Raw genomic sequence first — 12388 nt, forward strand, 5'->3', positions numbered from 1 at the left:
ACTCCCGCTCACCCGACCGTGCGCGGCAGTCGCAGGCTGAGGCCGAGGATGGTGAAGGATCCCAGCAGCTGGATGCCGAGGACGAGGGCGAGCGCGTGGCTCATGCCGAGCGAGGGCGAGAGCGTGAGGTAGAGGGTGCCGAGGGTGGCCACCCCCAGGGCGAGGCTGGACTGCTGGGCGGTCGCCAGGACGCCGCTGCCGACGCCCGCCCGCTCCGGCGAGACCTTGGAGAGGACGACCCGGAAAAGCGGCGTGCCGATCAGACCCTGGCCGATGCCCGCCAGGGCGACCCCCGGCGCCATCCGCAGCGGGGAGAAGTGCGCCCAGTCGGCGAGCACCGTGGCGGCGAGGGTGGCCAGGCCGAGCGCCTGGACGACCGCGCCCGCGGCCAGTACCCGGCTGCCGAAGCGCCCGACCAGGCGCGGGCCGGACAGTGAGGCGCCGAAGTACCCGACGGCCATCGGCACCAGGGCCCAGCCGGCCGCGACCGGGCCCAGCCGCAGGCCCTGCTGGAGGGCGACCGCGACCACGAACATGAAGCCGCCGAAGCCGGCGAAGTACGGCAGGGCGATGCCGAGGCCCCGCCGCATCTCGGGGATCCGCAGCAGGGACGGCGGGACGAGCGGCGTGCCCCCGGCCCGCTCCGAGCGCCGCTCGAACCGGACGAAGGCGGTGGCCAGGACGGGGAACAGGGCGAGCAGCAGCCACGTCCACAGCGGCCAGCCCACGGCGCGGCCCTCCATCAGCGGCACCAGCAGCGCCAGCAGCGAGGCCGTCAGCAGGGCGGTGCCGGGCAGGTCCAGGCGGGCGGCCCGGGCGGCGCGGCTCTCCGGCACGTACCGCACCGCGAGCACCAGGGTGAGCAGGGCGAACGGGACGTTGAGCAGGAAGACCGAGCGCCATCCGGTGCCGAACAGGTCGGCGGCGACCAGCATGCCGCCGAGCACCTGGCCGATCACCACCGAGAGGCCGCCGACCGCGCCGTAGACGCTCAGCGCCCTGGCCCGGCGGGCGCCGCCGGTGGCGGCGGTGATGGTGCCGAGCACCTGGGGGAGCAGTAGTGCGGCGGAGGCGCCCTGGGCGGCGCGGGCGGCGACCAGGGTCCAGGCGCCGGGGGCGAGGCCGCAGGCGAGCGAGGTGAGGGCGAAGGCGGCGGCGCCGGCGACGAACAGCCGACGGCGGCCGAAGGCGTCGCCGAGCCGTCCGCCGAGGACGAGCAGGACGGCGAACGCGATGCCGTACCCGGCGGCGACCAGCTCCAGGACGGCCGGGCCGGCGGCGAGGTCCTGGTCGATGGAGGGGAGGGCGACGTTGACGATGAAGAAGTCGAGCATCGGCAGGAAGGCACCGAGCAGGACGGTGACGAGTCCGGCGGTGCCCAGGGTGCCGGCGGCGGGGGTTCCGGCAGTTTGGGTGCGGCTGCCGGGATCGCCGGCGGTGGCGGGTGCGGTGGCGGTTCGCCCGGGGTGCGGGGCGGCGGTCTGGACGGCTACGGGTGGCTGGGTCACGAGTACCACGATCGGCCTCGGCGCACCCTGGTACCAGAGTGTCTTTATCCAGGTATAAGAAGTACCTGGCAACCGGCTCCGAGGAGGAGCATGCTGGTCTCCATGAGCCTCAGCACCGTACCCGCCGGCACCCGTTCCGAAGCCGCTGCGAACGCCGCCCCCGCCGAGGCGCGCCGGCACGAGCTGGCGGCCTTCCTGCGCAGCCGCCGCGAGCGGATCGCCCCCGACCAGGTCGGCCTGCCCACGACCGGCCGCCGCCGCACGCCCGGCCTGCGCCGGGAGGAGGTCGCGCAGCTCGCCGCCGTCGGGGTCACCTGGTACACCTGGCTGGAGCAGGGCCGCGCGATCCAGGTCTCCGTACAGGTCCTGGACGCGGTCGCCCGGGCGCTGCTGCTGGACCGCAACGAGCGGGCGCACCTGTTCGCGCTCGCCGGCGCCGACGACCCGTCACCGGTGCTGGAGTGCGCCACGGTGACGCCGGCGGTGCGGCTGATGCTGGACCAGTTCGGGTCGATGCCCGCCGCGGTGGTCAACAGCCGGTACGACGTGCTGGCCCACAACCGCGCCTACACCCACCTGGCCGGGGACTTGGACGCGCAGCCCTTCGAGGACCGCAACCTGCTCTGGATGGCCTTCACGCCCTCGCGCTTCCGCGACGTCCTGGTGGACGTCGAGGTCGAGCGCGAGGGCATGGTGGCCCGGTTCCGCTCCGCGATGGCCGACCACAGCGCCGAGCCCGCCTGGAAGGCCCTGCTCGCCCGGTTGCGGAAGGCCTCCCCGGACTTCGAGGCGGCCTGGGAGCGTCACGAGGTGGAGCGGCCCGGCAACGGCGTCAAGCGCTTCCTCGTCCCCGGCACCGGCCTGCTCAGCTTCGACTACACGGGCCTGTGGCTCGGCCCCCGGGTCGGCTCCCGGCTGGTCGTCTACACCCCGCGCTGCACGGAGACGCGGGAGCGGCTGGAGCGACTGGAGCAGTTGGGCTCCCCGGCGGCCGGGTAGCGCGCCCGTCGCCCGACTGCCTGCCGCGTCAGCCCTGCGCGGCCAGGAACGACCCGAGGGCGGCGGTGAGTTCGGCGGGCGACTCGACGGCGATCAGGTGGGCCGCGTCCGGGAACTCGACCAGCGCCGCGCCGGGGATCTCGCGGGCGTAGCGGTGGGCGATGGCCCGGAAGTCGGCGTTGTCGTGCAGTCCCACGCCGACCAGGGTGGGGGCGGTGACGGCGGCGAGCTCGTTGCCCGAGACGCCCCGGGAGAGCTCGCCCACGGCCTCCTGGTTCGCCAGCGCCGTCCGCATCGGGCCCCGCAGCCGCGCGGGCAGCGCGGGGTCGACCTCCGCCCAGCCGCGGCCCGCGCCGCGCAGCCACATGTCGAGGTTGACGTCGACGGCGGTGTCCAGGTCGCCCGCCTCCAGCGCCGCGGTCTCGGCCTCGTCGTACGCGATCATGTCCGCCGACCAGTCGTACCCGGGCCACGGCGCGGCCAGCAGGGCCAGCGACCGCACCCGCCCGGGATGGGCGAGGGTGAAGCCCACCGACACCCGGCCGCCCCAGGAGGCACCGACGAGGTGGACCCGCTCGTGGCCGAGGTGGTCCAGCAGCCGCCGCAGGTCGTCGGTCTCGCTGAACTCGCCGGTCGGGACGGCGGATTCGCCGAAGCCCCGCAGGTCGTACCGGATCACGGTGTACCGCTGCGCGAGGGCCGGCACGACCGCGTCCCACATGTGGTGGTCGGCGACGCCGGCGTGCACGAGGACGACGGGTGAGCCGTCACCGGTGACGGTGTAGGAGAGGTGGCCGAGTTCGTCGGCGAGGGTGATCATCCGCGCATGGTGGCAGGTCGGCGGCGTACATGCCAGTGAAATCCGATCCTGCTCGGCCGGGTTCCGGCCCTCCCGCCGTGCGGCGGCACCGGCCGTGCCCGTCGGTGCGCCGGCGTGTTCCCGGTCGGGTTCCGGTTTCCGGTGGGATCCGCCCGTCGGTGTGGTCAACTGGTGGTTCCGTGCGCCGGCGCGAACCGGTCACCCCGGTCACCGGACGGTGGCCAGGCCCGTCGGCGCCACGGAGCTCGCCCCGGCCGGTCGGCCTGCCGGCACGTCGGCCGGGGCGGGAGCCCGTACGGCTCCGCAACGGACGTACCGGCCCGGGGTCGTGCCCAGGATCCGCTTGAAGTGCCGGGTGAGGTGCGACTGGTCGTAGAAGCCGGCGGCGGTCGCCACCTCGCCCGGGGGTTGTCCGGCGAGGAGCAGGCGGCGGGCGAGGTCGACCCGGCGGGACGTGACGTACTGGTGCGGCGCGATGCCGAACGCCGCGCTGAAGGCGCGCACCAGATGCGCGGGGTGGGCGTGCAGCAGGCGGGCGGCCTCGTCGAGGGTGACGCCTTCGAGCAGTCGCCCGTCCAGGAGGTCGCGCAGGTTCCGGGCCACGGCGCCGCCGGGCGCCGCGGGGGCGACGGTCAGCCCGGGGCGCAGGTGCTCGCGCAGGCGCTGGCTGATGAGGGCCAGCCGGCTCTCCGCCTCCAGTTCGTCACCCCGTCCGGCGAGGACGGTGTGCAACTGCCCGATGCGCAGGCGCAGGAGGGGGTCGCCCAGGTCGGGACTGTCGACCGCCGGGCCGATGAAGCGCTCGTCCAGCTGTGTCATGTCGAGGTACAGGACCCGCTTGCGGAAGCCGTCAGCGGTGGCGGGCGAGCCGTTGTGCGGGACCTGCGGCGGGAGCAGGCTGACGGTGTCGCTCGGGGTGCCGCGCTCGTGGCGGTCCAGGTCGTAGCGGACGGCGCCGTCGTCGACGATCAGCAGCGTCCAGGCGTCGTGGACGTGCATCGGGTACGCGTGCTCGACGAAGTGGGCGTGGAAGACCTCCTCGACGCCCGGGACCGAAGGGCGCCAAGCAGCGATGTCCTGCCGGGATGCCATGCAAGAAACGTACAAGACGGCGCGGGGGTGCACCCGGCAGTCTCGGGGCATGGACACGACCGATCAGACCGAGACCCGGACCGGCGCCGCGACCGATGCGGCGGCCGGGAGCACAGCCGCCGCCGAGCTCACGCCCGTTGCCGGGAGCACGCCCCTCGCCGAGGGCGCGCCCGTCCGCTTCGACACGAAGATCGCCGTACTGCTGCGCGACGACCTGGAGCCCTGGCAGCGGCTGAACGTCACCGCCTTCCTGGTCAGCGGCCTCGGCACGGTGTCACCCGAGGTGATCGGCGAGCCCTACGCGGACGCCGACGACACCGCGTACCTGCCGATGTTCCGCCAGCCCGTGCTGGTCTTCCAGGGCACGAAGGAGGTGCTGGCCGGCGCGCACGGCCGTGCGTCGTCCCGCTCGCTCCCGACCGCCGTGTTCACCTCGGACCTGTTCGGCACCGGAAACGACCGGGACAACCGGGCGGCCGTCCGGGCCGTGGGCAGGGACCGTCTCGACCTGGTGGGAATGGCCGTCCACGGTCCCCGCAACGCGGTGGACAAGGTCCTCAAGGGTGCGCGGATGCACCCCTGAGGAGCGCGGGCGGCCGACGCTCCCGTCTACGAAGGTGCTGCCGACGCGCTCGGCGTGCCCGGCAGGAGACACGGGGTTCCGACGGTGAACAACATTCGGTCCTGCCCCCCTGACGTCGATGCTGACACCAGGTACCGGCTGGCTGGCTGCCTCGCGTAGAGAAGGGCCTCCGGCTTTCCGTCCACGTATTCGCGATAGCTCTCCACGTCGAGACCGCGTCCTTCCAACATCTCCCGGATCTTCCGCACCGCGTCGGGGTGCTGGGCGACCGGGACGGTGCTGTCGACGTAGTAGGTGAGCGTGTATCTGTCGTCATCGGCCAGCTCGTCGTTCTTTCCGACGCATCGGCTGAAGTACGGGTTGATCGACGCCAGGTTGAGTTGGATGCCGGCGGCCTGAGCCATGTACTCGGTCATCTGCCGTGCCCAGGCCTGGGAGTCCTTCTTGTCCATGGTGGGCGGTTTGGCGTCCTTGCCGTCCTGGGACACGCATCCTCCTAGAAGAGCCGTGACGCAGACGGTCACGGCCACCATCGCTGTTTTCGGTCCGAGCTTGTTCATGAGTCCTACTGGCACGGGACGGCGGGTTCGTCGAGCCGAACCGGCGGGATTGGTCATCCGAGTACTCTCCTGTTCGGCCGGCTCCGTCACAGACCGCCGGGATAGACGGTTTCGGGATCGACCTGGGATTCCTTGTCGACCGTGGCCGGAGGCCTTCCCGCGATGATCTTCCCTTGATTCAACAGGCTGGCGCTGGCCTGATCCCAGTAGCCGCTGTGTCCGTGAGTATCGATCTTGATGTTGTTTCCGTGCGCCGATGCCTTCGATCTGACCGGGCACACTGGCAAGAGTGGTCGCTGTCCCGGGACCAGAACGGCGGTGTGGTCGGCTGTTTCCGGGTTTCCCATGGCGACGATCGTTCTGCCATCGCCCTTCGGATCGATTCCCAGTAGCAGGAGTTCACGGCCGTTGGTGTCTCCGTCAGAAGCGTCCAGCTTCTCCTTCAACTCCCTTACGGCGTTGGCGCGCGCGTTGAACTCGTTCTGGGTGATCCCGAAATCCTGTGCCTTGCCCACATGGAGTGCGTCGTTCTGCTGTTCCAGGAAAAGCCGGTTCGCCTCGTCCCGGACGGCGGACGGCAGGCCGTCGAGGCGACCGACCTGTTCAGGATGAAGCGTCAGGTAGCTCTTCTGTTGATCTGGCGTCAGTGACTTCCACCACTCGGCTGATCTTGCCGGGTCCATGGGTGCCCAGCCTTTGGAAGTTCACCCAGCTCGTCTGCCACGGACCAGCCTGCGAGTACAGCCGCCGCTGCGGAGCTGGTCCTGACCACCGACTCGAATGGCGTGGCCAGCTCTTCGGCGATGGCACGGGCCAGACCGGCTGAAGCGCGCAGTGCGGCCGGATCGACCTTGATGTCAGTCAACGTTGTCCCCCCCTGGACAGCTTTCGTACGCGCATGAGGCTAGCGTCGCCCGACGGCACCCGAGTATCCGTACAAGTACTCAGCTTGCCGGTGCCGCGGCCCCTCCAGGTGTGGCGCCGACGCGGTTTGATCGGCCGGCGGTGTGGGGGACGGGCGGGTTCACCATGGGCCACCAGCCCGAAGAGGGCGTTGGCTTCAGACCTCCGGCTCGGCTGCTCATGCCAAGCTCAAGGGTGCGCGGATGCACTCCTGAGGTGGGGGCAGGCGGGGCGATCGTCCGGGAGGCGCGCGGGGGGTCGGATGCGCCCGGCGTGCGTGCCCATGGCAAAGGCCCAGGCCGCGAGAGGTGATCTCCGACCTGGGCCACACGGCCGCACCCCTCGACGGGATGTGACACGCCGCCCGGGTGTGGGTCAGCGGCGGCGCGGCATGAGCTTCACGAGCGCGAGTCCGGCCGCGATCAGCGTGGTCGCGGCCACCATCATGGCCATGCTGTTCATCGCGACGCCGGTCGCGGCCAGGGCCGCCCCGCCGCCCGTGCCACCTATGCCGAGGCCTCTTCCTCCGTACATGTGCTGTCCTCCTTGATGCCTGTGCGGTAACCGTCCTGACGCGAATGCACCGGACGGGGAATCAGGTCGGTATCCACTTCTCCTCGGTGCGTCGCACCAGCCCCCAGAGTGAAGCGAAATACACGGCGTGGTGGAACATGTCGTAGAGGAGTTCGGGGACCATGAGCAGGGCGAGCAGAACCGCCCGCAAACCGCCCTTGCGCACGGAGACGACTTTCTCGATCACGAATATCATGCCGATCGTCGTCCAGAAGGGCGAGAGGCCCGGCCACCCGAACATGCTTATCGTCATGGTCATGTATGTGAGGTACAGCAGGAAGCTGAGGGCGCCGAAGCCCATCATGAACTGCTGCAGGAAATACCGGGCGGTGACCTTCGTCCAGCCGTAGTCGCGCAGGTTCTCCAGGGCTCCGCGCTGCCACCTCATCCGCTGGTGCCAGAGCTTCGGCAGGGTCGGCATCACCTCGGTCGTCACCGCGCAGCCCGCGGGGGACATGGTGCGGTAGCCGAGGGTCTTGACCGCCTTGGTGATCTCGTCGTCCTCGGTCAGGGACGCCAGGCTGTAGCACTCGTCGCCGCCCCCGAGCCGCCCGCTGCGCCGGGCCTGGCGGACCTCGCGCAGCACCCTGGCCCGGAACATCGTGCCGGTGCCGGTCAGCACCATGGCGCGGCCGCCGGTGCGCTCGATCTCCCAGGCGTACCGCATGAACTCCATCCGCTGGAGTTGGCCCAGCAGCCCGCCACCGGGTTCGCCGTAGAAGACCCCGCCCACCGCGCCGACCTTCCGGTTGAAGGTCGACATGGCCGTCGCGACGAACGCGGGGTTCAGGACGGTGTCCGCGTCCTGCACCAGGACCAGGTCGTAGTCGGTGAGGTGGGGCAGCAGCCAGTTCAGCGCCTGGTTCAGGCCGCCGGCCTTCTTGTGGCGGTTCTCGTGGGTGTGGAAGACCTGCGCGCCGTTGCGGGCGGCGACCTCGGCGGTGGCGTCGGTGCAGTTGTCGGCGACGACCACGACGATCTCGGGCGGACGGGACTGCCCCCACATGCCCTGGATCGCGTCGGCGATCCGCTCCTCCTCGTTGTGCGCCGGAATGAGAACCGCGATCCGGGGCTGCTCGGCGGAGTGATGGTTCTCCGGGGCGGCATGCGCCCGCCGGGAGGCATGGCGACCACGGGGGGGCTGCCAGGACTCAGCGGGGTGCTGATCCGCATTGACTGGTGGCAACGGTGGCGCCTTCGGGCTGATTGGGCACGTGATTGCCTCGGGAGGGGACCTTATCAACCCGTGAAGATTTCATAAAATTTCCATCGGCTCACCCGGAAATGGATGACGTGTACTCGATGAATCAGCCGCTGTGAGGGGGGGTGAATGCAGGTACTTGCTCCTGAATGTCTGCTTTGAGCAGACTGATGATTCCTCCGGTATCCGGCGGCTCCGCGGTGACCCCGCGGGCCGGCGCATGGCGCCGGAACCGCGGGATGGAAGCACCCGGGGCCGTATCACGTCGTCGGGTGGGGCGCCGGGCCGGCCGGCGGTCCGCCCCCGACGGCCGTCAGGCCGCGACGGTCAGCCGAGCGCGGCGGCCCGCCAGCACCCGGCCCAGGTCGAGGACGCTCAGGCCGAACATCAGCACGCCCAGGGGCACGTGCACGCTCGGCACGTGCGCGATCCCCAGGACCACCTGCACCGACGCGAGGACCAGGAACCCGGTCGCGTACAGGATCGGCCGGGGCGAGCCGCCGCCCGGACGCCACGCCAGGACCGCGGCGAGCACGTACAGCATCGACGCGGCGTACATCCCGCGCGCGCCGCCGCCGTGCAGCGCCTCGCCGTACCGCGTGGACAACAACAGCCCGGCGGTGACCGCCTGGAAGAGGATGGCCGCCGTCTGCAAGGCGATCGCGGCTCGCAGGAACACCGAGAAACCGTGGCCGCGCTGCTCCGCCGTCTTCCGTATGGGCATGGTGGGCCCCTTCCTTCCGTCTCAACTCTGCTGCTCGACGGGCCTTCGTGGCCTGCGCCGCGAAGTCCCTGTCAGTCCGACGACGCAGGCACCTGGAATGTGAGACGGTGCCCCGGCCTCACATTCCGCCGGAGTGTCTCGTCGAACAGGGTGAGGCAGACCCGGACAAGGGAGTCGTCCAGACATGAGCACTCGATTCGAGCCCGCGCCCGAGCCCGAACTCGCGGGTGAGCGAGCCGATCCGAGCCTGAGCGCGGTCATGAGCGAGCGCCGGCAGCTGATCAATCTCGCCTACCGGCTGCTGGGCTCCCTGGCCGAGGCCGAGGACGCCGTGCAGGAGACCTACGCCCGCTGGTACGCCATGTCCCGCCAGCAGCAGGAGGCCATCGACTCCCCGGGAGCGTGGCTGACGAAGGTGGCCGGCCGGATCTGCCTCGACCTGCTCGGCTCGGCGCGGGCACGGCGGGAGAGCTACGTGGGGGAGTGGATCCCGGAGCCGCTGCCCGACCGTGCGGAGTGGATGACCGGGCGGCCGGGCGACGGCAGGGGTGACCCGGCCGACCGGGTCACCCTGGACGAGTCGGTCGACATGGCCTTCCTCGTCGTGCTCGAATCGATGACCCCGGCCGAACGGGTCGCCTTCATCCTGCACGACGTCTTCCGGTACCCCTTCGCCGAAGTGGCCGCGATCGTCGGCCGCACCCCGGCGGCCTGCCGCCAGCTGGCGTCCTCCGCCCGCCGCCGCATCCGCGCGGCTCAGCCCCCCGTGGCCGCGACCACCCGACAGGCCGGCGTCATCAGGGACTTCAAGCAGGCCTGGGAGGCCAAGGACATCGCCGCCCTCGTCGGCCTGCTCGACCCCGACGCCACGATGACCGCCGACGGCGGCGGCCTGGTCGGCGCGGTCCTCCACCCGGTCGCGGGCAGTGAGCGGATCGCCGAGTACATCGTCGGGCTCAGCCGCTGGGCGCCCGGTCTGACGCTCCTGGAGCGCTCGGTCAACGGCCGCCCCGGCCTGGTGGCCCAACGCGACGGCGTCACCGTGACGGTGGCCGCGTTCAGCCTCGCGGACGACCGGATCACGCACATCTGGGCGGTACGGAACCCGGAGAAGCTCCGGCCCTGGAGCGAGTAGAGCGAGGAGTCGGCGCCGCCCGGCACGGTCGACGGTCCCCGGCCCATGCGACTGGGAACCGTCGGCGGCTCCGGCCGGAACGGTCAGGCCGTGCCGAACTCGCCGGCGGCGGTGGCGGTGACGAAGGCCTGCCAGGCGTCGGCGGTGAAGACGAGGGCCGGGCCGGTGGGGTTCTTGGAGTCGCGGACGGGGACGGTGTCGGTGAAGCCGTCGGCGACCTCGACGCAGCCGTTCTGCCCACCGCTGTGCGTGCTCTTCCGCCAGGGGGCATCGGTCAGGTCAATGTGCATTCTCAAAGTCCTCCCGTATGCGGCGGATGGCTGCCACTGATGTGGCCCTGTTCAGCGCTTCAACCTGAAGGCGATCGTAGTGCCTGGTAAGCCTTGACACTGAGTCGGTATCCCTCTCCAGGTATCCGCGCTGTTCGGTCTCTGTGTAAGCGAGAAGCTTGCGATCGGGGAGTGCCAACAGCGTCACCGGGTGGGTGAACGGCCTGTCTTCGCCCAGGGCGAAGGGTGCGATCTGAATGATCACGTGCGGCTGCGTTGCCAGCTCCTCCAAGTGCTTCAACTGGGCAGTCATTACCTCTCTGCCTCCGATGGGCCTTAGGAGGCAGCTCTCGTCCAGTACTGCGTGCAGTGCCGGTGGTGGAGTGCGATCGAGGCAGCGTTGCCGGTTCAGGAGGAATGCCACTCGTTCGTCAGCCTGTGTCTGGACAGCACTCCCGCGTCGCACGTTGCCGGCCTCCCTGGCAGTGGCATACGCCTGAGTCTGGAGCAGGCCCGGGATGACGCCCACCTCGAACAATCTGATCTGCACGGCACGTGACTCGTACTCCGCGAACTCCGGGAACCCCTCGATCAGGGCCGTGTGCTTGTGCTGCCACCACATCAGGGCCAGGGTCCCGCCGGTCTGGAGCGCTTCGTCCGCCAGGCGGGCAAACTTCGCGGTCGGTGCCCGCTTGGCAAGTTCGATGTAGCAGACGGATGTGTGGTCGTAGCCGAGCTGCTTGGCGAGCTGCGCCTGGGTCAGTCCAAGTGCCTCACGTGACCTGCGGAGTTGGACTCCGAAGGGGGCCCAGGGGGATGACGTCGGATCAAGAGTCTTGCGGTTCACCATGGTTGCTCCAACTTGTGCATCCCGGAAAGACAAGTCGATTGTGGCTTCCGGGGGCACTCTCTGTCCACCACTATTGAACACACAGTGAGTGCCGGGTGCAGTGGGCATCGGCCGATCCGTCGGAGGGACGGTCTCACCATGCAAGCCGCCAGTGAGTCGGAACCGGGTCGGCCGAGACCGGGGGAGGCGATCGCCGTCGTCCCCCCGGACTGGGAGATCACCGATCCGTCAGCCCCTCGCTGCATGGGTGAAGTCATCGACGTGGTGGGCGATCTGGTGACCGTCCGCGTACTCGGTCACCTGCGGCTGCGGCGACTGCACCAGGTGGCTCCGTGGACGGGTGAGGAGCAGGAGGAGGGTGCGCGATGAGCGATCGGGCGAAGGCGTACGTGCCCCGCGAGGGCGAGACGGTACGGGACAGCAGGCGGCGGTTGAACGGGGTCTACATGGACACCCAGGGCGGCCAGGTCTATCTGCGCCCGGAGGGCGGCGGGGTGGAGTGGACGGTACGGCCGGAGCACGTCGCGCCGCTGGCCGACGGTTGCGGCGACGGGGAGGAGGCGGAGGGGTGAGGAGTTCGGAGCCCGCGCCGCCGGAGGAGGCCCACCCGCACCCGCGCCCGGGGCGCTGCTTCGGCTGCGTCCGGTTGGCGGAGGTCACCGAGGCGGGGGTGCTCACCAGGGGCGAGGTGGACGTGCCGCTGTACGTCTGCTCGGCCTGTCTGGAGCACCTGGAGGCCTGGCACGCGGCGCAGGTCGGCGCGGTCGGGGCCGTCCGGGCCGTGCGGGCAGGGGGAGTGCGGCGGCCCTGCGCGGAGCTTTCCGGATGACCGGTCGTCCGCCGCGTCGTCCGCAGGAGAGGGCGGTCCCCGGGCTGGCCTGGGCCTGTCGGATCGCCGGACTGCTCGCCGCCGTCACCGGCCACGAGGTCCGGCTGACGGGCACCGCCGACGGGTACCGCCTCACGCTCGCGGCGCCGGCCGATCCGTTGATCCAGGGCGCCCTGCTACCGGTGCTCGGCGCGACCGCCCGGTGGGGGTACGCCAGCCGTGCCGGGCTGTGGTGCGAGGTGGACGCCTGAGCGGCCGGATCACCGTCGCCGGACCGCGGTCGCCGTCTGACTGCGGCGGGTGCCGCACGGCGCAGGGCCTCCCGGCAGCCTGAAGGCCGTC

Annotated in this window: 17 protein-coding genes; 7 read left to right on the plus strand and 10 right to left on the minus strand. The window is 70.9% G+C overall.

Features of this window, described 5'->3' with window-relative positions; translation table 11 throughout:
- Positions 1 to 8: 8 nt before the first annotated feature.
- Positions 9 to 1334, minus strand: coding sequence for an MFS transporter (locus tag ACFTWP_RS13345; RefSeq protein ID WP_380264790.1), 1326 nt, complete (start codon positions 1332 to 1334; stop codon positions 9 to 11).
- A gap of 276 nt (positions 1335 to 1610) precedes the next feature.
- Here ACFTWP_RS13345 and ACFTWP_RS13350 point away from each other — a divergent pair, with 276 nt between their 5' ends.
- Entirely contained in the window at positions 1611 to 2507 is an 897-nt protein-coding gene (locus ACFTWP_RS13350; protein ID WP_380264620.1) for a helix-turn-helix transcriptional regulator, read from the plus strand.
- 28 nt (positions 2508 to 2535) lie between these two features.
- On the opposite strand, the gene ACFTWP_RS13355 is transcribed toward ACFTWP_RS13350, so the two are convergent.
- Both ACFTWP_RS13355 and ACFTWP_RS13360 read right to left on the minus strand, forming a co-directional pair.
- On the minus strand, positions 2536 to 3327 hold the full coding sequence (locus ACFTWP_RS13355; RefSeq protein ID WP_380264621.1) for an alpha/beta fold hydrolase: 792 nt from the start codon (positions 3325 to 3327) through the stop codon (positions 2536 to 2538).
- 207 nt (positions 3328 to 3534) lie between these two features.
- On the minus strand, positions 3535 to 4419 hold the full coding sequence (locus ACFTWP_RS13360) for an AraC family transcriptional regulator (protein WP_380264622.1): 885 nt from the start codon (positions 4417 to 4419) through the stop codon (positions 3535 to 3537).
- A gap of 49 nt (positions 4420 to 4468) precedes the next feature.
- On the opposite strand from ACFTWP_RS13360, the gene ACFTWP_RS13365 reads away from it, so the two are divergent.
- Entirely contained in the window at positions 4469 to 5002 is a 534-nt protein-coding gene (locus ACFTWP_RS13365) for a DUF2000 family protein (RefSeq protein ID WP_380264623.1), read from the plus strand.
- Between the two features lie 26 nt (positions 5003 to 5028).
- Here the strand turns inward: ACFTWP_RS13365 and ACFTWP_RS13370 are convergent, their stop codons facing one another.
- The 5 genes from ACFTWP_RS13370 to ACFTWP_RS13390 form a co-directional block, all read right to left on the minus strand.
- Positions 5029 to 5619 (minus strand): hypothetical protein, encoded by a 591-nt coding sequence (locus tag ACFTWP_RS13370; RefSeq protein ID WP_380264624.1) that lies wholly within the window; start codon positions 5617 to 5619, stop codon positions 5029 to 5031.
- Positions 5620 to 5648: 29 nt separating this feature from the next.
- Entirely contained in the window at positions 5649 to 6245 is a 597-nt protein-coding gene (locus ACFTWP_RS13375) for a hypothetical protein (protein ID WP_380264625.1), read from the minus strand.
- Positions 6246 to 6840: 595 nt separating this feature from the next.
- Positions 6841 to 6999, minus strand: a complete 159-nt coding sequence (locus tag ACFTWP_RS13380; protein ID WP_380264626.1) for a hypothetical protein — start codon at positions 6997 to 6999, stop codon at positions 6841 to 6843.
- A 61-nt stretch (positions 7000 to 7060) separates the two neighbouring features.
- Positions 7061 to 8224 carry a glycosyltransferase gene (locus ACFTWP_RS13385; protein ID WP_380264627.1) on the minus strand — a complete coding sequence of 388 codons (1164 nt, stop codon included), beginning with the start codon at positions 8222 to 8224 and terminating at the stop codon, positions 7061 to 7063.
- A 328-nt stretch (positions 8225 to 8552) separates the two neighbouring features.
- Positions 8553 to 8963: a hypothetical protein gene (locus tag ACFTWP_RS13390; RefSeq protein WP_380264628.1), complete on the minus strand. Its 411-nt coding sequence runs from the start codon at positions 8961 to 8963 to the stop codon at positions 8553 to 8555.
- Positions 8964 to 9147: 184 nt separating this feature from the next.
- Here ACFTWP_RS13390 and sigJ point away from each other — a divergent pair, with 184 nt between their 5' ends.
- Positions 9148 to 10098, plus strand: a complete 951-nt coding sequence (gene sigJ, locus ACFTWP_RS13395; RefSeq protein WP_380264630.1) for an RNA polymerase sigma factor SigJ — start codon at positions 9148 to 9150, stop codon at positions 10096 to 10098.
- 83 nt (positions 10099 to 10181) lie between these two features.
- On the opposite strand, the gene ACFTWP_RS13400 is transcribed toward sigJ, so the two are convergent.
- Positions 10182 to 10388, minus strand: coding sequence for a DUF397 domain-containing protein (locus ACFTWP_RS13400; RefSeq protein ID WP_380264631.1), 207 nt, complete (start codon positions 10386 to 10388; stop codon positions 10182 to 10184).
- Entirely contained in the window at positions 10378 to 11217 is an 840-nt protein-coding gene (locus ACFTWP_RS13405) for a Scr1 family TA system antitoxin-like transcriptional regulator (RefSeq protein WP_380264632.1), read from the minus strand. Before ACFTWP_RS13405 ends, ACFTWP_RS13400 begins: the two co-directional genes overlap by 11 nt.
- A 243-nt stretch (positions 11218 to 11460) precedes the next feature.
- Here ACFTWP_RS13405 and ACFTWP_RS13410 point away from each other — a divergent pair, with 243 nt between their 5' ends.
- From ACFTWP_RS13410 to ACFTWP_RS13425, 4 genes are read left to right on the plus strand one after another with little or no spacing between them, the layout of a single operon-like run.
- Positions 11461 to 11586 carry a hypothetical protein gene (locus ACFTWP_RS13410; protein ID WP_380264633.1) on the plus strand — a complete coding sequence of 42 codons (126 nt, stop codon included), beginning with the start codon at positions 11461 to 11463 and terminating at the stop codon, positions 11584 to 11586.
- Positions 11583 to 11789, plus strand: coding sequence for a hypothetical protein (locus ACFTWP_RS13415; protein ID WP_380264634.1), 207 nt, complete (start codon positions 11583 to 11585; stop codon positions 11787 to 11789). Before ACFTWP_RS13410 ends, ACFTWP_RS13415 begins: the two co-directional genes overlap by 4 nt.
- Positions 11786 to 12046 (plus strand): hypothetical protein, encoded by a 261-nt coding sequence (locus ACFTWP_RS13420; RefSeq protein WP_380264635.1) that lies wholly within the window; start codon positions 11786 to 11788, stop codon positions 12044 to 12046. The genes ACFTWP_RS13415 and ACFTWP_RS13420 overlap by 4 nt, the downstream gene beginning before the upstream one ends.
- Positions 12043 to 12297, plus strand: a complete 255-nt coding sequence (locus ACFTWP_RS13425; RefSeq protein ID WP_380264636.1) for a hypothetical protein — start codon at positions 12043 to 12045, stop codon at positions 12295 to 12297. The genes ACFTWP_RS13420 and ACFTWP_RS13425 overlap by 4 nt, the downstream gene beginning before the upstream one ends.
- The last annotated feature ends 91 nt before the right edge of the window (positions 12298 to 12388 follow it).

Origin of the sequence: Kitasatospora sp. NPDC057015 (genome assembly GCF_042673745.1) — a bacterium.
GTDB lineage: Bacteria > Actinomycetota > Actinomycetes > Streptomycetales > Streptomycetaceae > Kitasatospora.

Excerpts from the sequence above, each read along its gene's own strand:
- ACFTWP_RS13425 (WP_380264636.1), top strand. The coding sequence starts at position 12,043 with ATGACCGGTCGTCCGCCGCGTCGTCCGCAGGAGAGGGCGGTCCCCGGG.
- ACFTWP_RS13415 (WP_380264634.1), top strand. The coding sequence starts at position 11,583 with ATGAGCGATCGGGCGAAGGCGTACGTGCCCCGCGAGGGCGAGACGGTA.
- sigJ (WP_380264630.1), top strand. The coding sequence starts at position 9,148 with ATGAGCACTCGATTCGAGCCCGCGCCCGAGCCCGAACTCGCGGGTGAG.
- ACFTWP_RS13360 (WP_380264622.1), bottom strand. The coding sequence starts at position 4,419 with ATGGCATCCCGGCAGGACATCGCTGCTTGGCGCCCTTCGGTCCCGGGC.
- ACFTWP_RS13350 (WP_380264620.1), top strand. The coding sequence starts at position 1,611 with ATGAGCCTCAGCACCGTACCCGCCGGCACCCGTTCCGAAGCCGCTGCG.
- ACFTWP_RS13365 (WP_380264623.1), top strand. The coding sequence starts at position 4,469 with ATGGACACGACCGATCAGACCGAGACCCGGACCGGCGCCGCGACCGAT.
- ACFTWP_RS13375 (WP_380264625.1), bottom strand. The coding sequence starts at position 6,245 with ATGGACCCGGCAAGATCAGCCGAGTGGTGGAAGTCACTGACGCCAGAT.
- ACFTWP_RS13405 (WP_380264632.1), bottom strand. The coding sequence starts at position 11,217 with ATGGTGAACCGCAAGACTCTTGATCCGACGTCATCCCCCTGGGCCCCC.
- ACFTWP_RS13390 (WP_380264628.1), bottom strand. The coding sequence starts at position 8,963 with ATGCCCATACGGAAGACGGCGGAGCAGCGCGGCCACGGTTTCTCGGTG.
- ACFTWP_RS13400 (WP_380264631.1), bottom strand. The coding sequence starts at position 10,388 with ATGCACATTGACCTGACCGATGCCCCCTGGCGGAAGAGCACGCACAGC.
- ACFTWP_RS13355 (WP_380264621.1), bottom strand. The coding sequence starts at position 3,327 with ATGATCACCCTCGCCGACGAACTCGGCCACCTCTCCTACACCGTCACC.
- ACFTWP_RS13380 (WP_380264626.1), bottom strand. The coding sequence starts at position 6,999 with ATGTACGGAGGAAGAGGCCTCGGCATAGGTGGCACGGGCGGCGGGGCG.
- ACFTWP_RS13410 (WP_380264633.1), top strand. The coding sequence starts at position 11,461 with ATGGGTGAAGTCATCGACGTGGTGGGCGATCTGGTGACCGTCCGCGTA.
- ACFTWP_RS13370 (WP_380264624.1), bottom strand. The coding sequence starts at position 5,619 with ATGACCAATCCCGCCGGTTCGGCTCGACGAACCCGCCGTCCCGTGCCA.
- ACFTWP_RS13345 (WP_380264790.1), bottom strand. The coding sequence starts at position 1,334 with ATGCTCGACTTCTTCATCGTCAACGTCGCCCTCCCCTCCATCGACCAG.